The 21,139-nt window shown below is 45.0% G+C and carries 19 protein-coding genes; 15 read left to right on the forward strand and 4 right to left on the reverse strand.

Features of this window, described 5'->3' with window-relative positions:
- The 7 genes from rsxC (at position 1) to KIO97_RS03275 (ending at position 6,851) form a co-directional block, all read left to right on the forward strand.
- Entirely contained in the window at positions 1-2,733 is a 2,733-nt protein-coding gene (gene rsxC / locus KIO97_RS03245) for an electron transport complex subunit RsxC (RefSeq protein ID WP_285380962.1), read from the forward strand.
- Complete coding sequence (gene rsxD, locus KIO97_RS03250) at positions 2,733-3,779, forward strand: electron transport complex subunit RsxD (RefSeq protein WP_009707287.1); 1,047 nt, start codon at positions 2,733-2,735, stop codon at positions 3,777-3,779. Before rsxC ends, rsxD begins: the two co-directional genes overlap by 1 nt.
- A gap of 7 nt (positions 3,780-3,786) precedes the next feature.
- Positions 3,787-4,425, forward strand: a complete 639-nt coding sequence (gene rsxG / locus KIO97_RS03255; protein ID WP_005536427.1) for an electron transport complex subunit RsxG — start codon at positions 3,787-3,789, stop codon at positions 4,423-4,425.
- Positions 4,418-5,110 carry an electron transport complex subunit E gene (locus tag KIO97_RS03260; protein WP_010645729.1) on the forward strand — a complete coding sequence of 231 codons (693 nt, stop codon included), beginning with the start codon at positions 4,418-4,420 and terminating at the stop codon, positions 5,108-5,110. The genes rsxG and KIO97_RS03260 overlap by 8 nt, the downstream gene beginning before the upstream one ends.
- Positions 5,111-5,189: 79 nt before the next feature.
- Complete coding sequence (gene nth, locus KIO97_RS03265; protein ID WP_005439684.1) at positions 5,190-5,831, forward strand: endonuclease III; 642 nt, start codon at positions 5,190-5,192, stop codon at positions 5,829-5,831.
- Positions 5,832-5,862: 31 nt separating this feature from the next.
- Entirely contained in the window at positions 5,863-6,279 is a 417-nt protein-coding gene (gene gloA, locus KIO97_RS03270) for a lactoylglutathione lyase (protein WP_020196364.1), read from the forward strand.
- 137 nt (positions 6,280-6,416) lie between these two features.
- A complete protein-coding gene (locus KIO97_RS03275) occupies positions 6,417-6,851 on the forward strand; it encodes a DUF2753 domain-containing protein (RefSeq protein ID WP_005536418.1) in 435 nt (144 codons plus the stop codon).
- A gap of 124 nt (positions 6,852-6,975) precedes the next feature.
- Here KIO97_RS03275 and KIO97_RS03280 read toward each other — a convergent pair whose 3' ends face one another.
- Positions 6,976-7,857, reverse strand: a complete 882-nt coding sequence (locus KIO97_RS03280; protein WP_010645731.1) for an OmpA family protein — start codon at positions 7,855-7,857, stop codon at positions 6,976-6,978.
- 306 nt (positions 7,858-8,163) lie between these two features.
- Between KIO97_RS03280 and rnt the strand changes: the two genes are divergently transcribed.
- Positions 8,164-8,808, forward strand: coding sequence for a ribonuclease T (gene rnt / locus KIO97_RS03285; RefSeq protein WP_005439693.1), 645 nt, complete (start codon positions 8,164-8,166; stop codon positions 8,806-8,808).
- Positions 8,809-8,836: 28 nt separating this feature from the next.
- A complete protein-coding gene (locus KIO97_RS03290; protein WP_005430775.1) occupies positions 8,837-10,162 on the forward strand; it encodes a Na+/H+ antiporter family protein in 1,326 nt (441 codons plus the stop codon).
- A gap of 89 nt (positions 10,163-10,251) precedes the next feature.
- Here the strand turns inward: KIO97_RS03290 and KIO97_RS03295 are convergent, their stop codons facing one another.
- Positions 10,252-10,881, reverse strand: a complete 630-nt coding sequence (locus KIO97_RS03295) for a DsbA family protein (RefSeq protein WP_005430768.1) — start codon at positions 10,879-10,881, stop codon at positions 10,252-10,254.
- 514 nt (positions 10,882-11,395) lie between these two features.
- Here KIO97_RS03295 and KIO97_RS03300 point away from each other — a divergent pair.
- Positions 11,396-13,282, forward strand: a complete 1,887-nt coding sequence (locus tag KIO97_RS03300; protein ID WP_285380965.1) for a methyl-accepting chemotaxis protein — start codon at positions 11,396-11,398, stop codon at positions 13,280-13,282.
- A gap of 45 nt (positions 13,283-13,327) precedes the next feature.
- On the opposite strand, the gene KIO97_RS03305 is transcribed toward KIO97_RS03300, so the two are convergent.
- Entirely contained in the window at positions 13,328-13,663 is a 336-nt protein-coding gene (locus KIO97_RS03305) for a Grx4 family monothiol glutaredoxin (protein WP_009707292.1), read from the reverse strand.
- Positions 13,664-13,906: 243 nt separating this feature from the next.
- On the opposite strand from KIO97_RS03305, the gene sodB reads away from it, so the two are divergent.
- The 3 genes from sodB (at position 13,907) to KIO97_RS03320 (ending at position 16,029) form a co-directional block, all read left to right on the forward strand.
- Entirely contained in the window at positions 13,907-14,491 is a 585-nt protein-coding gene (sodB, locus tag KIO97_RS03310) for a superoxide dismutase [Fe] (RefSeq protein WP_005536241.1), read from the forward strand.
- A gap of 156 nt (positions 14,492-14,647) precedes the next feature.
- Positions 14,648-15,151, forward strand: a complete 504-nt coding sequence (locus KIO97_RS03315; protein WP_285380967.1) for a VC2046/SO_2500 family protein — start codon at positions 14,648-14,650, stop codon at positions 15,149-15,151.
- 134 nt (positions 15,152-15,285) lie between these two features.
- Positions 15,286-16,029 carry an SDR family oxidoreductase gene (locus KIO97_RS03320; RefSeq protein ID WP_045377304.1) on the forward strand — a complete coding sequence of 248 codons (744 nt, stop codon included), beginning with the start codon at positions 15,286-15,288 and terminating at the stop codon, positions 16,027-16,029.
- 143 nt (positions 16,030-16,172) lie between these two features.
- Here KIO97_RS03320 and adhE read toward each other — a convergent pair whose 3' ends face one another.
- Positions 16,173-18,875, reverse strand: coding sequence for a bifunctional acetaldehyde-CoA/alcohol dehydrogenase (gene adhE / locus KIO97_RS03325; protein WP_045377306.1), 2,703 nt, complete (start codon positions 18,873-18,875; stop codon positions 16,173-16,175).
- A gap of 651 nt (positions 18,876-19,526) precedes the next feature.
- Between adhE and KIO97_RS03330 the strand changes: the two genes are divergently transcribed.
- On the forward strand, positions 19,527-20,165 hold the full coding sequence (locus tag KIO97_RS03330; RefSeq protein WP_005433169.1) for a YchE family NAAT transporter: 639 nt from the start codon (positions 19,527-19,529) through the stop codon (positions 20,163-20,165).
- A 62-nt stretch (positions 20,166-20,227) separates the two neighbouring features.
- A complete protein-coding gene (locus KIO97_RS03335; protein WP_012128542.1) occupies positions 20,228-21,076 on the forward strand; it encodes an ion transporter in 849 nt (282 codons plus the stop codon).
- The last annotated feature ends 63 nt before the right edge of the window (positions 21,077-21,139 follow it).

Raw genomic sequence — 21,139 nt, forward strand, 5'->3', positions numbered from 1 at the left:
ATGTTGTCTTTGATTGAACAAATTCGTACTGGTTCGCTATGGGATTTCCCAGGCGGCGTGCATCCGGCAGAAAACAAAAAGCAATCCAACAAAACTGAATTGGTTCATGCAGCCATTCCGTCGGAAATCGTCCTACCTCTGAAACAACACATCGGTAAAGCAGGTAATCTATTGATTGCTGTTGGTGACACAGTGTTGAAAGGTCAACAGCTAACGGCGTCAGACAGTGGTTTTACCGTTCCTGTTCATGCTCCAACTTCTGGGCAAATAACAGCTATTGAGCCACGCACTGTTGCGCACCCATCAGGTTTGAGCGAACTGTGCGCAGTGATTACGCCAGATGGTAACGATACTTGGTGTGAGAAAACGCCAGTAGCCGATTACCCCCAAGAATCCGCTGATGCATTGATCGACGTGATCCGCCTTGCTGGTATCTCTGGCATGGGTGGCGCAGGCTTCCCTACCGCTAAGAAGATCCAATCGGGTATTGCACGTACCGAAATTCTTATCGTTAATGCGGCAGAATGTGAACCTTACATCACCGCCGATGACAAACTCATGCAGGAACATGCAGACGAACTGATCCAAGGTATCGAGATCGTCGAGCATATCCTTAAGCCAAAACTGACCATCATTGGTATTGAAGATAACAAGCCAGCAGCAATCAAAGCACTGGAACAAGCGGCGATGAACAAAGATATCGTGATCCGCGTTATCCCAACCAAGTACCCTTCTGGTGGTGAGAAGCAGCTCATCAAGATTTTGACCAACAAAGAAGTTCCTAGCGGCGCTATCCCTGCAGATATTGGCATCCTGGTTCAAAACGTTGGTTCTCTCTACTCAATTAAACGTGCAGTGATCGATGGCGAACCTGTGGTAAATCGCATCGTGACTCTGACGGGTAAAACCTTCAAGCAACCACGTAACGTTTGGACGCTACTTGGTACGCCAGTACAAGCACTGTTAGACGAGTTTGGCTACAAAGCAGATAAGAAACTGCAGCGCCTGATCATGGGTGGTCCAATGATGGGCTTTACACTCCCCCATGCTCAGGTTCCTATCACTAAAACGGCAAACTGTATTCTGGCACCGAAGCGTCGTGAGATCGCCTCTGACCAATACGAAATGGAATGTATCCGTTGTAGCCAATGTGCGGAAGCGTGCCCTGCCTCGCTATTGCCACAGCAGCTTCAGTGGTATGCAAAAAGCCAAGAATACGAAAAGCTTGAAGAACTGAACCTTAAAGATTGTATTGAATGTGGCGCGTGTGCATTTGTGTGCCCTAGTGAAATTCCACTGGTTCAATACTATCGTCAAGCGAAAGCTGAAATCCGTACACGCGCTCAAGAAGCGGCAGCAGCTGAACGAGCTAAGCTGCGCTTTGAAGAGAAGAAAGCGCGTATGGAACGCGAAAAAGCAGAACGTGAAAATCGCTTTAAGAAAGCCGCAGATGATCGTCGTAAAGACATGAAAGCCTCTGGCGGTGACGATGCGATTGCTGCAGCCATCGCTCGCGTGAAAGCACAAAAAGACAATGCCGAAGCCAAAGCGGAACCAGCTGTGAAACCTGCGGTTGCAGCCGCGATTGCCAAAGCAAAAGCGAAACAAGCTGCGGCGGCTCAATCTGGTGCAGCTGAGCCTGATAACTCAGAAATGGCGAAGCTACGCGAAGAACGCAAACGTCTTGCTCGCGAACGCAAAGCGCAAAAAGAACAAGGCGACGCATCTACGGATAATGCTGACGACAAGAAGTCAGCGGTTGCAGCAGCGATTGCCCGTGCTAAGGCGAAGAAAGCTCAACAAGAAGACGCATCAACACCGGCTGAAGCTGGTGACAAGAAAGCAGCCGTCGCGGCAGCTATCGCCAGAGCTAAAGCGAAAAAAGCACAACAAGAAGATTCGACCGAATCTGTAGAAACGGAAGCACCTGTTAAACAAGCTGAAGATCCGAAGAAAGCCGCAGTAGCTGCAGCGATTGCTCGTGCAAAAGCGCGCAAAGCTCAGCAAGAAGACTCTACGGAATCTGCAGAAGCGGAAACACCAGCAGAACAAGCTGAAGATCCAAAGAAAGCTGCTGTTGCTGCAGCGATTGCTCGTGCCAAAGCACGTAAAGCTCAGCAAGAAGGTTCTACAGAATCTGAAGAAACGGAGGCGCCGGCTAAACAAGCTGAAGATCCGAAGAAAGCAGCAGTTGCCGCTGCCATTGCTCGTGCTAAAGCGCGTAAAGCCCAGCAAGAGGCAGAAACAGAATCTGTTGAAGCGGAAGCTACTTCTGAAGAACCAGAAGTGGATCCAAAGAAAGCCGCTGTTGCCGCAGCCATTGCTCGCGCTAAAGCACGCAAAGCTCAGCAAGAAGAATCAACTGAGTCTGCAGAAACGGAAGCGCCTACAGAACAAACTGAAGATCCAAAGAAAGCCGCTGTTGCCGCAGCTATTGCTCGTGCTAAAGCACGTAAAGCGCAGCAAGAGGCACAAACAGAATCTGTTGAAGAAACGCCTTCTGAAGAACCAGAAGTGGATCCGAAGAAAGCCGCGGTTGCCGCAGCTATTGCTCGTGCTAAAGCGCGTAAAGCGCAGCAAGAGGCACAAACAGAATCTGTTGAAGCGGAAGCTCCTTCTGAAGAGCCAGAAGTGGATCCAAAGAAAGCTGCTGTTGCCGCTGCCATTGCTCGCGCTAAAGCACGTAAAGCTCAGCAAGAAGCGAATAAGAACAATACTGAGGAGAACGAGTAATGTCGTTTTTTATTGCCAGTTCACCACACGCTCACAGCCGTCGCAGCACGCCTGATTTGATGAAATGGGTAGCGCTGTGCGCTATTCCTGGCTTAGTGGCTCAAACCTATTTCTTTGGTTGGGGCACCATCATTCAACTCGTGTTCGCTATTGCGGTCGCAGTGTCACTTGAAGCACTAGTCATGCTTGTGCGTAAGCGTTCTCCAATGCGTGCATTACGTGATAACAGTGCCATCGTGACAGCATGGCTATTAGCCGTAGCAATCCCGCCATGGTCCCCTTGGTGGATCATGGTTATCGGTTTGATTTTTGCTATCGTTATTGCAAAGCACTTATACGGTGGTATTGGTCAAAACCTATTTAACCCAGCAATGGTCGCTTACGTTGTATTGCTTATCTCCTTCCCTGTCCAAATGACAAGCTGGAGCGCACCTGTTTCATTGATGTCTGAGCATGTGACTTTTGCAGACGCGTTATCTCTGATCTTCACTGGCTATGACTTTGATGGTTTGTCACTGCAACAAGTTCGCGCTGGTGTGGATGGCGTAACAATGGCAACCCCATTAGATGCATTCAAAACTGGTATTCATACTGGTGCAACGCCAAGTGAGGTGCTATCACAACCAATGTTTGGCGGACTTGCGGGTATCGGTTGGCAATGGGTAAACCTAGCTTACTTGGTTGGTGGTCTAGTGATGATCAAAAAGCGCATCATCCAATGGTACATTCCAGTTGGTTTCCTAGGCAGCTTGGCACTGTTTAGTACCGTGTTTAGCTTGATCATGCCGGGAGAAACCGCGTCACCAATCTTCCACCTACTTTCAGGTGCAACGATGTTAGGCGCATTCTTTATCGCAACCGACCCTGTTTCAGCGTCAACGACCGTGAAAGGTCGCTTGATTTTCGGTGCTCTGATCGGCGCGTTAGTATTCATTATTCGTAGTTGGGGTGGCTTCCCAGATGGCGTTGCGTTCGCCGTTCTGCTTGCCAATATGTGTGTACCGTTGATCGACTACTACACCAAACCAAGAACTTACGGTCACTGAGGTAAACATGTTAACCGCTATTAGAAAAAATGGTCTGACATTGGCGATCTTCGCCTGTGCAACAACCGGTCTTGTGGCACTGACTCAGTACCTAACAAAAGATCAAATTAAGCTTCAGGAACAAAAGCAATTGCTGTCGGTTCTTAACCAAGTGATTCCGGAAGAAATGCATGACAACAACCTTGTTGCGGCATGTACTATGGTATCTGCGCCCGATCTAGGTACGGTTCGCTCGATGCCAACTTACATTGCCACCAAAGATGGTCAACCAACGGCAATGGCAATTGAGTCCATCGCACCAGATGGCTACAACGGTGAAATCAAAATCATCACCGGCATCGATAACCAAGGCAAGATCCTTGGTACTCGTATCCTAAGCCATCAAGAAACGCCGGGATTGGGTGATAAAATTGATTTACGCGTTACGGATTGGATCTTGAGCTTCACTGGTAAGCAAGTGACAGAAAGTAATTGGAATTCTTGGCGAGTTCGTAAAGATGGTGGCGATTTCGATCAGTTTACTGGCGCAACCATTACCCCTCGTGCGGTAGTGAAAGCGGTGAGAAACACAGTAAACTACGTAAATAAGTCTCGTGACGAGATTCTGAATCAGCCCCTTGACTGCGCAGGAGGCAACCATGAGTGAAAATAAACTGCTAATGAAAAACGGCATGTGGAGCAACAACCCTGCCCTAGTGCAACTTCTGGGTTTGTGTCCTCTGCTTGCGGTTTCTTCCACTATTACCAACGCCCTTGGTTTGGGTATTGCAACCTTATTAGTGCTTGTCGGTTCGAACGTGACGGTTTCACTGATTCGTAACTACGTACCAAAAGAAATCCGTATTCCCGTTTTCGTTATGATCATCGCCGCCTTGGTAACTTGTGTTCAACTCCTGATGAACGCTTATGCCTACGGACTGTATCTATCTCTGGGCATCTTCATCCCACTGATCGTAACCAACTGTATTATCATCGGCCGTGCGGAAGCTTACGCTTCGAAGAATGATCCATTGCCAGCAGCATTGGATGGTTTCTGGATGGGGCTGGGTATGACAACGGTATTGGTTGTACTTGGTGCTATGCGTGAACTTATCGGTAACGGCACCTTGTTCGACGGTGCAGACCTGCTATTGGGTGACTGGGCTGCGGCACTGCGTATTCAAGTTTTCCACTTCGATAGCAGCTTCCTATTGGCATTATTGCCGCCAGGGGCTTTTATCGGCGTAGGACTTTTGATTGCGTTGAAAAACGTTATCGACAGCTCAATTCAGGCTCGTCAGCCAAAAGAAGAAAAACCAGCCATTGAGCGCGCTCGCGTAACTAACGCATAATATAAGAATTCAAAAATCAAGGCTCTACCACTCGTAGGGCCTTTTTCATAAACCGCAAAGACGGGTTTGGAAGTCAGCAATGAACAAAGTCAAAAGAATTGAAATTCTCGAACGACTACGAGAAAACAATCCCAATCCTCAGACGGAGCTTAACTGGAGCACACCGTTTGAGTTACTTATCGCTGTACTGCTTTCTGCGCAGGCGACAGACGTAAGTGTAAACAAAGCAACGGACAAGCTTTACCCTGTAGCAAACACACCACAAGGCATTCTTGATTTAGGTGTCGATGGTTTAAAGGAATACATCAAAACCATCGGACTGTTTAATTCAAAAGCCGAAAACACCATCAAGACTTGTAAGATCTTGCTAGAGAAGCACAACGGCGAAGTGCCAGAAGATCGTGCAGCACTTGAAGCTTTGCCGGGTGTCGGTCGTAAAACCGCTAACGTGGTACTGAATACTGCATTTGGTTGGCCAACTATCGCGGTAGATACGCACATCTATCGCGTTTCTAACCGTACAAAGTTTGCGATGGGTAAAACCGTCGATGACGTAGAAGAAAAACTGCTAAAAGTGGTGCCAAAAGAGTTTAAGCTTGATGTACACCACTGGTTGATCCTTCATGGTCGTTACACATGTGTGGCAAGAAAGCCGCGCTGTGGTAGCTGCATCATTGAAGATCTGTGTGAATACAAAGAAAAAGTGTACCCAGACGAATAAACCCGTCTGAAACAATCGCTAGGAGCAAATAATGTCAAACGGTCGAATTCTTCACACCATGCTACGCGTGGGTGATCTAGACAAATCTATCAAGTTCTACACTGAAGTCATGGGCATGCAGTTGCTTCGTACCAATGAAAACAAAGAGTACGAATACACGCTGGCGTTCCTTGGTTACGGTGATGAGTCTCAAGGTGCCGTCATTGAGCTGACTTACAACTGGGGCACAACCGAGTACGACCTAGGCTCTGCATTTGGCCACATCGCAATTGGCGTAGACGATATCTACTCAACTTGCGACGCAATCAAAGCAGCTGGCGGTAACGTGACTCGCGAAGCGGGCCCAGTAAAAGGCGGAACGACTCATATCGCTTTCGTTAAGGACCCAGATGGCTACATGATTGAACTGATTCAAAATAAACAAGCATCAGCAGGCCTAGAGGGCTAACTCAGCCTCTCCTACTGAAACTCGCTATTATTTGCAGGCAGGTCTGAGACCTGCCTTTCTTTTATCAACAAATTACTTTACTTGATAATAATTATCGTTTAGATTCACCACCAACATCGACATGTGGGATAACGATAATGATCAGTGAATGGGAAAAACACACACTTCTAGCCGATACGGCACTTCAACTAGATGACCCTGTTCGCAGCATTCTTCATTACCAGCAAGCCCTTAGCCTGAGTGAAGATATTAGCGAATGCGTGGAAATAGAAGCCGACGAGCGATTATTGATTTCGGTGATTTCATGCCACAACCTTGCCCAATTTTGGCGCTGGGCAGGCGACACAGAATATGAGCTCAAATACCTTCAACTCGCTTCTGAGAAAGTGCTGACGCTGATCCCTCAATGTCCGAATAGAGATTGCGCAAGCTTTATTGATTCAATCGGCTGCTGTACTAAGGCCCTCATTGATTTCATGAAGCGCCATCCAAACCCTGTGATCGCAAAGCAGGTCGAGAAAATCGACACAGCAACCAATTGCGAAATCATTGCTAAGTTCCGCTTAAACTAACATTCATTATATGCCTTAAGCACCAAGTAACTCTAAGCGACAACTAATAGAATCAAACAACGTCAAACGGATAAAAAACGCCAGAGTCAGACTCTGGCGTTTTTGTATTGGTGAATATTTAAGATCAAACCTGGGTGCGCCCTAGTGAAATCACCACGCGACGGTTCTTGTCTTTACCTATTGGTGACCCATTATCTGCAATCGGACGACGCTTACCGTAGCCTTGCACTTGAATACGCTCTCCAGATAAGCCCAAAGATTCGAAGTAACTGCGCAATGATTCCGCTCGTCGTTCAGATAAGCTTTGACTCGTACTTTTACCATCTGTCGAATCTGTGTATGTCGCCACTAACACCAAATCGATATCTTGGTTATGGCGAACGTAATCAGCGATTTGCGCTAAACGTTTCTTCGAAGCTTTAGTTAACTGATCACCTTGACGCTCATAGTGAAGAATCGTGAAGGCAATGTCTTCAAAGCTGTACTTCAGCAAGTTAGCAATGCAGCTGCTAAAGGCGTTGTATTTGTTTTGGAACAGTACCGAAGACAATGCGACTTCAATACGCTGATCTCGGCTCTGCCAGTCTTGGTAGCTAAACGTTGGATAGCGGCCTTTTTCTAGCTCAGAGAGAATGCCCCAAGCGGTTTGTCCACCAACGTAACCATCAAACTGTTTGAAAAATTTAAGGTTAGTAATGCGATCAGCATTCTCGCCCGGACGCCAAGGTGGTGGCATAGAAATCAAACTGACATTGCGCGTTTCACCCATAGGGCGGAGCATCTTCAATTCAAAATCCAAATTGATTTTTTTACTTGCATGAGATGAAAATACCGCGTCACCAAATCCTGGGATTGGATGCACCAGCTGACACTCCAACGGCGTATTCATCACCATTTCCCACTGTGATTGCTGCGGTGTGGCAACGTAGCGCTTTCCCATCGACGCAAAGCTGTTTGCGCTGAGTAAAGACATCAGGACACCACTGGTTACTAGCCATTTATTCATCTAGGTACTTCTCTCAAACGGCAGTCTATTGCCGCTTACTTGAATCAATTAAAAACATGCAAACTAATGCAAAAATCCCGCCAACATAGAATTTGCAAGGGGATATAAGGAGTTAACGCTCACTTTGGCAAGTGCATAAAATGGTAAATAACATCGCGAGAATAACAGGTGCACGTTAACCTTGTTTTTAGTTATAACCCTTACTGGTTAACGGGAAATAGAATTTTACATTTCTCCCAAATTGCGGTTTTTCTCATCGGTAGAATCTGCAATAATGCAGCCTTCGTCACACAAATATAAGCCAACATGACAATAGAAAATGAAGCTCTGACCCTGAAAAAGCGTTTTCGTGGTTATTTTCCAGTGGTAGTAGACGTTGAGACCGCAGGTTTCAATGCTCAAACTGATGCACTTTTAGAAATCTGTGCCGTCACCCTTAGCATGGATGAAAATGGCGATCTGCATCCTGCCTCAACCATTCATTTTCATATCGAACCATTCGAAGGCGCGAATTTAGAAAAAGAAGCGCTTGAATTCAATGGCATTCGTGACCCATTCAGCCCTCTTCGCGGTGCAGTATCAGAACAAGAAGCACTCAAAGAAATCTACAAACTGATCCGCAAAGAGCAAAAAGCGGCAGACTGTTCCCGTGCCATCATGGTGGCACATAACGCTGCTTTCGACTTAAGTTTTGTTAATGCAGCAAATGAGCGCTGCAAACTCAAAAGAGTCCCTTTCCATCCATTTGCCACTTTTGATACCGCAACATTAAGTGGGCTTGCTTATGGTCAAACTGTTCTCGCTAAAGCATGTAAAGCTGCAGGGATGGAATTCGACAATCGTGAGGCACACTCAGCCCTCTACGATACACAACAAACTGCAGAGTTATTCTGTGGCATCGTCAACAAATGGAAGGCCCTAGGCGGTTGGCCGCTTGTCGACGAAGAATAATAAGTAAACACAACATATTAGGAAAAGTATGAATCCTGTCGTTATATCTGTGTGCGTCATGCTCGTGTTAGCATTGATGCGCGTAAACGTGGTGGTTGCCCTCACGTTTAGTGCCATCGTTGGTGGCCTTGTTGCTGGCATGAGCCTTGGGGATACGGTTGCCGCATTTGAAAGTGGCCTAGGCGGCGGTGCGACTATCGCACTGAGCTACGCAATGCTAGGTACTTTCGCTGTTGCAATTTCTCGCTCTGGCATCACTGACCTTCTTGCAAAGAGCGTTATCAAGCGCCTAAATGGTAAAGAGAGCTCTGCGTCGACTACGGGTCTAAAATACGCAGTATTGGTTGCTCTTGTACTTGTTACCATGTCATCTCAAAACGTGATTCCGGTACATATCGCCTTCATTCCAATTTTGATCCCACCTCTTTTGGGCGTATTCGCTAAGCTGAAGCTGGACCGTCGTTTGGTTGCTTGTGTGCTTACCTTTGGTTTGATCACACCATACATGGTTCTGCCTATCGGCTTTGGTGGTATCTTCCTTAACAATATCCTTCTAAAGAATCTGCATGACAACGGTCTAACCGATGTTGTGGCAAGCCAAGTTCCTACTGCAATGCTATTGCCAGGTGCTGGTATGCTGTTTGGTCTTCTGACGGCAATCTTCTTTAGCTACCGCAAACCTCGCGAATACAAAGAAACTGAACTGACCGTTGTTCAAGAATCTGAAGCGAAGCTAAATAAGAAGCACATCATGGTTGCAGGCTTGGGTATTATCGCAGCGTTAAGCGTTCAGCTTTACACAGGCTCGATGATCATTGGTGCATTAGCTGGCTTCATGGTATTCACTTTCGGCGGCGTTATCGCGTGGAAAGAGACGCACGATGTGTTCACTAAAGGTGTTCACATGATGGCAATGATTGGCTTCATCATGATTGCGGCGGCAGGTTTCGCTGCAGTAATGAAGCAAACTGGCGGCGTTGAGACGCTTGTACAATCGCTATCAACCAGCATCGGTGACAACAAACCTCTTGCAGCACTATTGATGCTTATCGTTGGTTTGTTGGTAACAATGGGCATCGGCTCATCGTTCTCTACGATCCCAATCCTTGCAACTATCTATGTTCCGCTATCACTCGCATTCGGCTTCTCGCCAATGGCAACTATCGCCCTTGTTGGTACGGCAGCCGCTCTTGGTGATGCCGGCTCTCCTGCTTCAGACTCAACGTTAGGTCCAACATCAGGCCTAAACGCAGACGGTCAGCACGAACACATTTGGGAAACCGTAGTACCGACATTTATCCACTACAACATCCCTCTGATCATCTTTGGTTGGATTGCTGCAATGGTGCTGTAATCGCATCATCGGATGGATACAATTCGTTACGAAAAAGCCGCTCAATGAGCGGCTTTTTGTTGTCTGTTTTTTAGAAAATCGGTTTCAACTTACTGCGCTGGCATATTGTCGATAATACGTTCGCGAATGAGCTTCAACGTGTTTTCTGTCGACACATAATCTACTTCAATTGGGAAGTAAGCGTCGTTAATTTGCAGTACCAGACTCGGGTAAGAGTTAACACCTAAACTCTTAGCAAGACTCAGTTGGTCTTGGAAAACACCTTCCAGCAAAGTGCCATCCATATCGTTCTTAAACTGCTGAACGTTTAAGCCAATCTCTCGTGCTAGTTGCAAGTGCGTTGCTTCTTCATGAGGCGGCATCGCACGTAAGTAGTAAGCGTGTTGAATCGCTTCTAGCATTTGCTCATAAGAGTCTTGGAAGCCTGCGGCAATAACAGCGCGGCAAGACTGGTAAGTGCTGCGCACTGGCGTACACAACGTCCAGAAATCGTAGTTAAACTTGGTACCAAGCTGGCTTTCAATTTGCTTCCAAATCTGCTCAATTTTTTGCTGCATTTCCGGAGGCATTGGCAGATTAGTATCTGGCGCAAGCCCACCCACAACATACTCAAACTGAATCACACCCGGCAGTTGCTGCTTCAATTTTTCGATGGTTGGTTTGTAGCCCCAACACCAGCTGCACATTGGATCATGTACGTAGTATAGCTTTATATCCACTTTAATTTTAAACCTACAAAGTCAATCAGTTGCATCAATATATTTCGATGCTATGAGGCTAGAATAGCAACCCTTACGGTGATTATACCGTCTAAAGCTCAGAAAAGCCGCTTTGTTTTAAAAGTGGCCTTTCCTGAACCACCTGATACTCACAACCTCTTTCGACCATAATTTGACGCAACGTAACATAGAGTTGCGATCAAGTGAGCCCGGGTAATTAAATTCTCTAATACAATACCTAAAACTCATTGTGTGATTCATCATTGATAATGATAAATAAAAAAGATTTTTAATAAAAATTATTAAGATAAATTTTGCATTGTTAATAACTTTATTAAAAATAGAAATCAAGTTAAAAATTAAACTGAACCAAAGTCACACTCAATATAAATTAAATTATTAACTTTGTATAACAAAAATAATTTATAAAAAGCCAACAGTGAGAGTTTTTATAGTGATACAATATATAAACAACCAAAAAATATATTAAACCTACTATCACGGTATTAAGACGATGTCAGCAAAGTTAAAAATATTATTATCTATGATTGCACTTAGTACGATAACAATACTCAGTACAAGCCTACTTAACTGGAGTGACTTCCAAACATCCTCAACACTCAATTCTAAACAGCAATTACAGTACAAATCACAATTAATATCCGATGCTCTAAGTCAAAAAATTTCTCGTTATTTCGATATATTATTGCTAACAAGCGAACAAATTGATATCGAGGCTAAAAGTAAAATCAATATAGCAAGTACTGTTGATTTAATTACAAAAGCTATGAGAACTGCTGGAGTCGTGAATGTTTACGTTTCGCTTGAAGATGGCACATCCTATTCCGCAAAAACAAACGGCCTAATCCCAGGCTTTAACGCTCGATCTAAGCAGCGTGAGTGGTACCTCCGAGCTATGAACGGCGAAGAAAAGATAATTACTAGGCCATTTTCCTCTTCAACTGGTGATACAGTTATGGCGCTAGCTCAACCAATATATAGGGACAATCAAGTAGTTGGTGTTATTGCACTTAACCTTCTTATAAATGATATCAGTGCATATACAACACAACTGACCTCCGAAAATCAGGTATTCGTATCAAGAAACGATGGCTTCATACTCTCAGCCAAAGACAGATCGCTTATCGGAAAAAATATTTTTACAGAGATACCTCAGTTAAAGCTACAAGATCCAGAAAAAGAAGAGAGCTTCGAGTATCAACATAAAAATACGGAGTATGTTGGTTCAGCATCGGCAATCCCCTCTCTAGGCTGGAGTGTCTGGACATGGATGACTGAAGACTCAATAAACCAAGATTCAAACGATAATCTAGTTGAAACGTTAATTACTTCTACAATATTTTTAGTCTTAAGTACGGTATGTATTTACTTCGTTGTTGAGAAATTAGTTTACAAACCTATTGGTGGCGAACCAAAAGAAATAGAACATCTAGTCACCCAGGTTGCAAAGGGTGATTTATGCATGAAACACGAACCATCAAATTCGTATGGAGTTAACGGAGCTGTGTTCAATATGGTCGGAGATTTAAAAGAGACCATATCTACTATTCGAGTATCTTCAGACGAGCTATTGAACTTTGCCAGTGGTATTAGTAAAGCGGCAAAAAACGTTAATTTAGGTTCCTCTGCGCAAATGGAGCAACTAGAACAAACTTCGACAGCAATGAGCGAAATGTCTGTTGCTGTTAATGAAGTAGCTCAAAATGCACAACGAGCCTCAGATTCAGCAATCCAGGCTTCCGCAGCTGCAGTCCACGGAAATGAGCTTTTTGTTGAGGTGAACGACAGCATCATTTCTCTATCAAACGCAATAGCGGATGTCTCTACTGTAATTAACTCTTTGGGTGAAAAGACTGTCAATATCGGAGCCGTCCTGGAAGTAATCCGTGACATCGCTGACCAAACAAACCTTCTTGCTCTCAATGCTGCAATTGAAGCTGCTCGAGCCGGAGAGCAAGGTCGTGGTTTTGCCGTAGTGGCAGACGAAGTGAGAAACTTAGCAAATAGAACTCAAGAGAGTACAAATGAGATACAGCAAGTCATTGCTGCGCTTCAACAGGAAGCAAACAATTCAATTGAAATGATGAATACCAACAAACTGGCAGCTGAAGATACGCTAAATAAGTCAAGCCAGGCCCAAGAATCTCTATCGAAGATTCTGGACGCGATTACTATCATTGAAGATATGAATACCCAAATTGCCACAGCAACAGAAGAGCAGACATTGGTCGCAGGAGAAATTAATCAAAGTATCGTTTGCATCAACGACCAAGCACGAGACACTTATGAGCTCTCAATATCTAATCAGGAAAAGTCTAATGAGCTTATTGGGATCTCCGAGCATCTGAAGAGTACTGTGAGCGTATTCAAACTGAACTAAAAAAAAGGAGCCGTAGGGCTCCTTTTTTGTTCAGTAACTTTAAGCTTACTCAGCATCACCTTCAACGCGTGCTGCAGCTTCTTTGATAAGAGGCTGAAGTTCACCTTTTTGGAACATTTCCAAAATGATGTCACAACCACCGATCAGCTCGCCTTCAACCCATAGCTGTGGGAATGTTGGCCATTGAGCGTATTTTGGTAGCTCAGCGCGGATGTCTGGGTTTTGTAGAATGTCTACGTAAGCGAACTTCTCGCCACATGCCATTAGTGCTTGTGCAGCTTGAGAAGAGAAACCACAGCTAGGCAGTTTCGGTGATCCTTTCATGTACAGCAGGATTGTGTTTTCAGAGATCTGCTGTTTGATTTTATCGATAGTTTCCATCGCTTCCTCATTCATGGATGTGAACTTTAATTATTTGCCACATTCTACTCAATAACCACAGAATAAAAACCATATAATTAGTAAGCTTTTAACCTTGGTATCTTAAAATATTTTCATATCGGGGTTTTAATAAAGTAAAAACTTGCTAAAATACTTCTCAAGTCAGTCGTAACGACTACATATAAATAAAAACACTGGAAGCAATCGAAAGGTAACCCTTTCATATCTATGGAGAATCGAGCAATGGCATTTGAACTACCAGCTCTTCCTTACGCGAAAGACGCACTAGAACCACACATCTCTGCAGAGACTCTAGATTTCCACCACGGTAAGCACCACAACACTTACGTTGTTAAGCTAAACGGTCTTATCCCTGGTACTGAGTTCGAAGGCAAAACACTAGAAGAAATCATCAAGACTTCTACTGGTGGCGTATTCAACAACGCAGCACAGATCTGGAACCACACGTTCTACTGGCACTGTCTAGCGCCAAACGCGGGCGGCGAACCAACTGGCGCAGTTGCTGAAGCAATCAACGCAGCATTCGGTTCTTTCGAAGAATTCAAAGCGAAGTTCACTGACGCAGCAATCAACAACTTCGGTTCTTCATGGACTTGGCTAGTTAAGAAAGCTGACGGTTCTCTAGAAATCGTTAACACTTCTAACGCAGCAACACCACTAACAGAAGAAGGTACTACTCCACTTCTAACTGTTGACCTGTGGGAACACGCTTACTACATCGATTACCGCAACGTACGTCCTGATTACATGAACGGCTTCTGGGCTCTTGTAAACTGGGACTTCGTAGCTGAGAACCTAGCGAAGTAATTTACTTCCCCCTAAGTTCAATTTAGTCATAGTTAAAAGCTCGCATTACAGCGGGCTTTTTTATTGCTTCTCAAACCTATTTCTTCAATTAATCCCCTCTTTTCCCTAAAGTTCTTCCTTCTGTTGCCGTTAAAAGTGCATCAAGCGAGGAACACCATGCAAATCCATACTTTAGACAAAGCAGCAATCATCAACGAACTCCAGTTCGGTAATGGTATCAACCATGCCGTGCACGAAGGCCGCCGTGCTGATTTCTCGTTAATTCTGTCTATGTTTTCGAATGATGTTCGAGATGTGGCTCCAGTTGAAGAAGTACAAGAAGTCATCACCAGTGACGACATTCTTCGCCAGCAATTCGGGCTGTCTCAGCCTCAAGCGCTTCGCTCTGATAGCAGCAGCTATGAACTTGCAGCGGAACAAGCAAAACAGTTCCATGATGCAGGCTTACCATCTGCGAAGTTGAGCCATTACCTAAAACCAGACGCGCTAACTTACCTCCCTGAAGACACTTTCAATCTGCCAGAAGAGGTTTACCACAACCTTTCCGGGCATGAGCGTCGTAGCTTAGGAGAGCGTAATAAGCAGTTGATCCCTGAAGCGGGCTTATACAACCAACTAGTGACGGCTCAACGTCAGTATCAAATTCAAGTACAAGCTTAACGATCTTCTTTTTCTCCAAGCACTTACATTTGAAGCACGTCAGAAATGTGACGGCTTACAAATTCCTAGACAATAATTCCGACTCAAAAGCGTTACTTTGAAGCTTTTCACACTGAGCTCAAAGAAATTCATCCATGCTGTTAGCACAAACCACTGATGTATTGTTTAACACAAGAAATTACAGTGAAGGTGCTATGGATATCAAAGAATCAATCATTCTCGTTACGTCTGCAGGCTCAGTCTTAGGCAGGACTTGTTCCAACCACTTTGCCCACCTTGGTGCGACGTTGGTGCTCTGTGACCAGAACCCTCATGCTTTAAAGGCGAGCTACGAGCAAATCCGCGCCTTCTCCGACAAGGTTTATGCGATAAACGTGTGTAGTGATAACACCACCTCAATCAATCTATTGTTCGATCAAATTGAGTCACAGCTAGGCGCAACACCCGACGTCATCGTTAATTGTTGGACCAGCTCTCCAATGCCGAGCTTGATGGCACCAGAACCAATGAGTACGTACATCGATCACCTTTCCTCTGCAGCTCGCTTTCTCTATACCTATGGGCAAGTCAGCGCAGAACGATTCCGTTCAAGAGAGAAAAAGGGGGTTATCGTGAATGTAATCTCACATGACAACCATGAGGATTTGACCGGTGTGGAAAGCATGGCGGCTTTGGTCTCTGGTTTTACTCACAGCTGGGCAAAAGAGCTGACCCCTTTCAATATTCGTGTGGGTGGTGTCATCCCATCAGTAAACCATACCAGCGAAGATCTAGACGAGCGACATTGGGCTCAGATCCAAGATGAGTTGGTAAGAAATACCGCCTACATTGTCGCAAATGAGTACTTTAGCGGACGCGTCGTCACGACCGAAGTCTAACTCTCCACGATTGATAATCACCTTCTGCTGCAAAGCGGCTAAATAGAGAAACAAAAAAAGCCCCAGTCTTTCGACTGGGGCTTTGAGTTTCCCGATTGTAAGTTTCGTGCTAGCGAAAACCTACTTCATAACTAACGTCTTACTTATGCGTTAGCTTTTTCTTTCTTAGCTTTTGGTGCTGCTTCTTTCGCTACTTGGTCTGCTTTCTTCTTGATAACAGTTGTACCTTCGAAAGTTTCGCCTTCAACGAACGCTTTACCGTAGTAAGAAGCCATTAGTACTTCTTTTAGCTCAGTGATTAGAGGGTAACGTGGGTTAGCACCTGTACACTGGTCATCGAACGCTTCAACAGCTAGTTCGTCTAGTTTAGCTACGAAGTCAGCTTCAGAAACACCTGCAGCTTGGATAGACATTGGGATGTCTAGGTCGCCTTTCAACTCGTCCAACCATGCTAGTAGACGTTCAATCTTCTGAGCAGTACGGTCACCTTCTTGGCTTAGGCCTAGGTGGTCAGCAACTTCAGCGTAACGACGACGTGCTTGTGGACGGTCGTATTGAGAGAACGCAGTTTGTTTAGTTGGGTTGTCGTTCGCGTTGTAACGTACAACGTTCGAGATTAGTAGAGCGTTCGCTAGACCGTGAGGTAGGTGGAACTCAGCACCAATCTTGTGCGCCATAGAGTGACAAACACCTAGGAATGCGTTTGCAAACGCGATACCAGCGATAGTTGCCGCGTTGTGTACTTTCTCACGAGCGATTGGGTCGTTTGCACCGTTCGCGTAGCTTGAAGGTAGGTACTCTTTAAGCATCTTAAGTGCTTGTAGAGCTTGACCGTCTGAGTACTCGTTAGCAAGAACTGATACGTAAGCTTCTAGAGCGTGAGTTACTGCATCGTAACCACCGAATGCTGTTAGAGACTTAGGCATGTTCATTACTAGGTTAGCATCAACGATAGCCATGTTTGGCGTGATTTCGTAGTCAGCTAGTGGGTACTTAGCACCAGTCTTGTCGTCTGTAACAACCGCGAATGGCGTAACTTCTGAACCAGTACCTGAAGTTGTAGTGATACATACAAGCTCAGCTTTCTTACCCATTTTAGGGAACTTGTAGATACGTTTACGGATGTCCATAAAGCGCATTGCTAGTTCTTCGAAGTGAGTTTCTGGGTGCTCGTACATTACCCACATGATCTTCGCAGCGTCCATTGGAGAACCACCACCTAGAGCTAGGATTACGTCAGGTTGGAAGCTCTTCATTGCTTCTGCACCTTTCTCAACAACAGATAGTGTTGGATCCGCTTCTACGTCGAAGAATGTTTGAACTTCGATGCCTTGCTCTTTAAGCAGTTTAACTACTTCATCAGCGTAACCGTTGTTGAATAGGAAACGGTCAGTTACTAGGAATGCGCGTTTCTTACCTTCTAGGTCGCTCATTGCGATTGGAAGGCTACCACGACGGAAGTAGATAGACTTAGGTAGTTTGTGCCACAACATGTTTTCAGCTCGCTTAGCTACAGTTTTCTTGTTGATAAGGTGCTTAGGACCTACGTTCTCAGAGATAGAGTTACCACCCCAAGAACCACAACCTAGAGTTAGAGAAGGTGCTACGTTGAAGTTGTAAAGGTCACCGATACCACCGTGAGTAGTCGGGATGTTTACAAGGATACGTGCAGTCTTCATCTTGTCACCGAAGTAACGGATGCGGTCTGCGTTAACGTCTTGGTTAGTGTAAAGACCAGATGTGTGACCGATACCACCGATTTCAACCATTGTTACCGCTTGAGCAACTGCGTCTTCGAAGTTGTCAGCACGGAATAGACCTAGAGTTGGAGATAGTTTCTCGTGAGCGAACTCATCATCGTAAGAAACTTTACCTAGACCTTCACCTACAAGAACTTTAGTGTCAGCAGGAACTTTAACGCCAGCCATTTCAGCGATTGCTGGAGCAGGTTGACCTACGATTTTCGCGTTTAGCGCGCCGTCGATAAGAAGTACTTTACGTACTTTATCAGCATCAGCTTTAGATAGAACGTGAGCTTTGTGAGAAGCGAAACGCTCTTTCACTTCGTCGTACACTTCGCTAACTACAATTGCAGCTTGCTCAGAAGCACATACTACGCCGTTATCAAAAGTTTTAGACATTAGGATAGAAGCAACAGCACGTTTGATGTCAGCCGTTTCATCGATAACGACAGGAACGTTACCTGCACCTACACCGATTGCTGGCTTACCAGAAGAGTAAGCTGCTTTAACCATGCCTGGACCACCAGTTGCAAGGATAAGAGCGATGCCGTCGTGCTTCATAAGAGCGTTAGAAAGCTCTACAGATGGTTGGTCGATCCAACCGATGATGTCTTTTGGAGCACCAGCTGCAACTGCTGCGTCTAGAACTAGTTTCGCTGCATCGTTAGTTGAGTTCTTCGCACGTGGGTGTGGCGAGAAGATGATGCCGTTACGAGTTTTTAGAGAAATTAGAGATTTGAAGATTGCTGTAGAAGTTGGGTTAGTCGTTGGAACGATACCACAGATGATACCTACAGGCTCAGCGATAGTCATTGTGCCTAGGTTGTCATCTTCTTCTAGGATGCCACATGTTTTTTCGTCTTTGTATTTGTTGTAGATAAATTCTGAAGCGAAGTGGTTTTTGATTACCTTATCTTCAACAATACCCATTCCAGATTCAGCAACTGCTTGTTGTGCTAGTGGAATACGAGCATGGTTAGCTGCAAGTGAAGCTGCGCGGAAGATTGCGTCTACTTTCTCTTGAGAAAATGTTGCGAACTCTTCTTGTGCTGCTTTAACGCGTGCTACTAGAGCATCTAGTTCAGCTAAGTTAGTTACAGGCATGGTGGATCTCCTAAAATAATAAATATTAAAAACTTTTTAGTAAGGCTATTGTCTTTCGTTTTTACTGTTTATCAGCGACTTAACTAACAACCATCTTAGTAAATTGCTTTCAGGGCTGAGTATAATATTTCAGAGTGTGAAAAAAATTGACTTGGATCAGTTCTCACAACTGAAATACCCCCAAAGTAGTGGCTTACCACAACATAACTACATAACTCATTGATAAACAAACAAATTAAACTTAATTTTTTATTGAGCAAAAAAGAAGCAAACGAACTAAAAACTAAAAGAAACAACAACAATCTGTAAAAAAGTTTCATTTTTAGCCAACAAAATTACATGTGAACCCTAATTTTTGTGCTACTGAGAGTATATCGAATACGTCTTATCTCTCTACAAACCACCTTTATTTTTGCGAAAAATGTGCGAATGTTAACGTTTGTGTAAATCAGTATGCTCTCTCACCAACTTTCTACGTAACAATTCGTTTCCAGATTGAATACATTTTCTTCAATAATTAGTTTTTCTCACAAATACTAGCCCAAATACGTTAGTTTTTTTCATTTCTTCCAGCCGCAGTTTTGCCTTACATTACCGCCTAAAATTACCCCCTCTCTTTTTCACTATTGTGAACGTTTACGAGTAAGCAACATGCAGACTTTAGAGTTAGCTATTTTCCTACAGTTTTTCTTAGGTTTGGTCGCAGCAGTGAACCCTGTTGGTATCATGCCAGTGTTCGTGTCCCTAACCGGACATATGACTCCAGAAGAGAAAAACAAAACCGCCACGACAGCAAACGTTGCTGTTGCAGTGATTTTGATCATTTCTCTTTTTGCTGGTCAGTTACTGCTGGATATGTTCAGCATCTCGCTGGACTCTTTCCGTGTTGCTGGCGGCTTGCTACTTCTGAGCATCGCGTTCTCAATGATGAGCGGTAAACTGGGTGAAGATAAGCAGAACAAACAAGAAAAGACTGAGTATGTAAGTCGTGAACAGATTGGCGTAGTGCCACTGGCGATGCCATTAATGGCAGGCCCTGGCGCAATCAGCTCAACCATCGTATATGGTGCACGCTACCCAAGCGCCCTCGACACAGTTGGCATTAGCGTTACCATCATGTTGTTTTGTTTCTGCTCGTGGCTACTGTTCCGTTCTGCACCTTTGATCGTACGTTTCCTTGGCCAGACGGGTATCAACGTAATCACGCGTATCATGGGTCTTATCCTAGGTGCATTGGGTATCGAGTTCATCGCAAACGGCCTAAGAAACCTCTTCCCCGGCTTAGCCTAAGCTTCCAAACTTCTGGTATGATGTTGCAATTCGTTTCATTTTAACGCTGACAGTGCAACATCATGCCTCGCAAGTCTATTAAGCATCATTTATACGTCATCATCTTCGGTACCCACACACGTGCCGGACGCGCCTTCGATATTGCGCTTATTATCGCGATCATTACCTCGTTATTAGTTCTCATCCTAGAGTCACTGCCATCGGTCATGACGGAATGGTCACGTGAGCTGCGTTACATTGAGTACACCTTTACTGCCATATTCACTGTCGAATACCTGTTAAGACTCTACTGTTCCCCAAAACCTAAGTCTTACGCTACCAGCTTTTATGGCGTCGTCGACTTGCTGGCCATTCTGCCTACCTACTTAGCAATATTCTTCCCCGGCGCTTCATTTATGGGCGTGGTGCGACTGCTTCGTGTGATGCGAATCTTCCGTATTTTGAAATTGGTTCGCTACCTGCAGGATTCAAACATCTTGTTGCGCTCCCTTTTAATGGCGCGTCGTAAGATTCTTATCTTCTTTAGTACTGTAGGTATTCTGGTCACCATTTTTGGCGCGTTGATCTTTGTGATTGAGGGGCCCCACAACGGTTTTACGAGTATTCCGAAAAGCATCTACTGGGCGATCGTAACTATTACTACGGTTGGCTATGGCGACATGGTGCCGCAAACTCACTTGGGTAAAGCCATTGCATCCCTCACTATGTTACTTGGTTACTCGATACTTGCGGTTCCAACCGGCATTATCACCGCAGAACTGAGTAATGAGATGAATGCGCATAAGCAATTGGTGAAGTGTCCGAACTGCAATCGCTCTGGTCATGACTCTGATGCGATGCACTGTAAGCATTGTGGTAGCGAGTTGGCGGATCCTGATAATCGCGTCGTGAGCGCGGACGAGGAAGAATAAAATCGGGAATCGGGAATCGGGAATCGGGAATCGGGAATCGGGAATCGGGAATCGGGAATCGGG

The organism is Vibrio sp. B181a, from assembly GCF_030248375.1.
Classification (GTDB): domain Bacteria; phylum Pseudomonadota; class Gammaproteobacteria; order Enterobacterales; family Vibrionaceae; genus Vibrio; species Vibrio campbellii.

Coding starts and splice junctions, on each gene's coding strand:
- rsxG (WP_005536427.1), top strand. CDS start 3,787: ATGTTAACCGCTATTAGAAAAAATGGTCTGACATTGGCGATCTTCGCC.
- KIO97_RS03300 (WP_285380965.1), top strand. CDS start 11,396: ATGTCAGCAAAGTTAAAAATATTATTATCTATGATTGCACTTAGTACG.
- KIO97_RS03280 (WP_010645731.1), bottom strand. CDS start 7,857: ATGAATAAATGGCTAGTAACCAGTGGTGTCCTGATGTCTTTACTCAGC.
- rsxC (WP_285380962.1), top strand. CDS start 1: ATGTTGTCTTTGATTGAACAAATTCGTACTGGTTCGCTATGGGATTTC.
- KIO97_RS03330 (WP_005433169.1), top strand. CDS start 19,527: ATGCAGACTTTAGAGTTAGCTATTTTCCTACAGTTTTTCTTAGGTTTG.
- KIO97_RS03335 (WP_012128542.1), top strand. CDS start 20,228: ATGCCTCGCAAGTCTATTAAGCATCATTTATACGTCATCATCTTCGGT.
- gloA (WP_020196364.1), top strand. CDS start 5,863: ATGTCAAACGGTCGAATTCTTCACACCATGCTACGCGTGGGTGATCTA.
- nth (WP_005439684.1), top strand. CDS start 5,190: ATGAACAAAGTCAAAAGAATTGAAATTCTCGAACGACTACGAGAAAAC.
- KIO97_RS03305 (WP_009707292.1), bottom strand. CDS start 13,663: ATGGAAACTATCGATAAAATCAAACAGCAGATCTCTGAAAACACAATC.
- KIO97_RS03290 (WP_005430775.1), top strand. CDS start 8,837: ATGAATCCTGTCGTTATATCTGTGTGCGTCATGCTCGTGTTAGCATTG.
- sodB (WP_005536241.1), top strand. CDS start 13,907: ATGGCATTTGAACTACCAGCTCTTCCTTACGCGAAAGACGCACTAGAA.
- KIO97_RS03320 (WP_045377304.1), top strand. CDS start 15,286: ATGCTGTTAGCACAAACCACTGATGTATTGTTTAACACAAGAAATTAC.
- KIO97_RS03275 (WP_005536418.1), top strand. CDS start 6,417: ATGATCAGTGAATGGGAAAAACACACACTTCTAGCCGATACGGCACTT.
- adhE (WP_045377306.1), bottom strand. CDS start 18,875: ATGCCTGTAACTAACTTAGCTGAACTAGATGCTCTAGTAGCACGCGTT.
- rsxD (WP_009707287.1), top strand. CDS start 2,733: ATGTCGTTTTTTATTGCCAGTTCACCACACGCTCACAGCCGTCGCAGC.
- KIO97_RS03315 (WP_285380967.1), top strand. CDS start 14,648: ATGCAAATCCATACTTTAGACAAAGCAGCAATCATCAACGAACTCCAG.
- rnt (WP_005439693.1), top strand. CDS start 8,164: ATGACAATAGAAAATGAAGCTCTGACCCTGAAAAAGCGTTTTCGTGGT.
- KIO97_RS03260 (WP_010645729.1), top strand. CDS start 4,418: ATGAGTGAAAATAAACTGCTAATGAAAAACGGCATGTGGAGCAACAAC.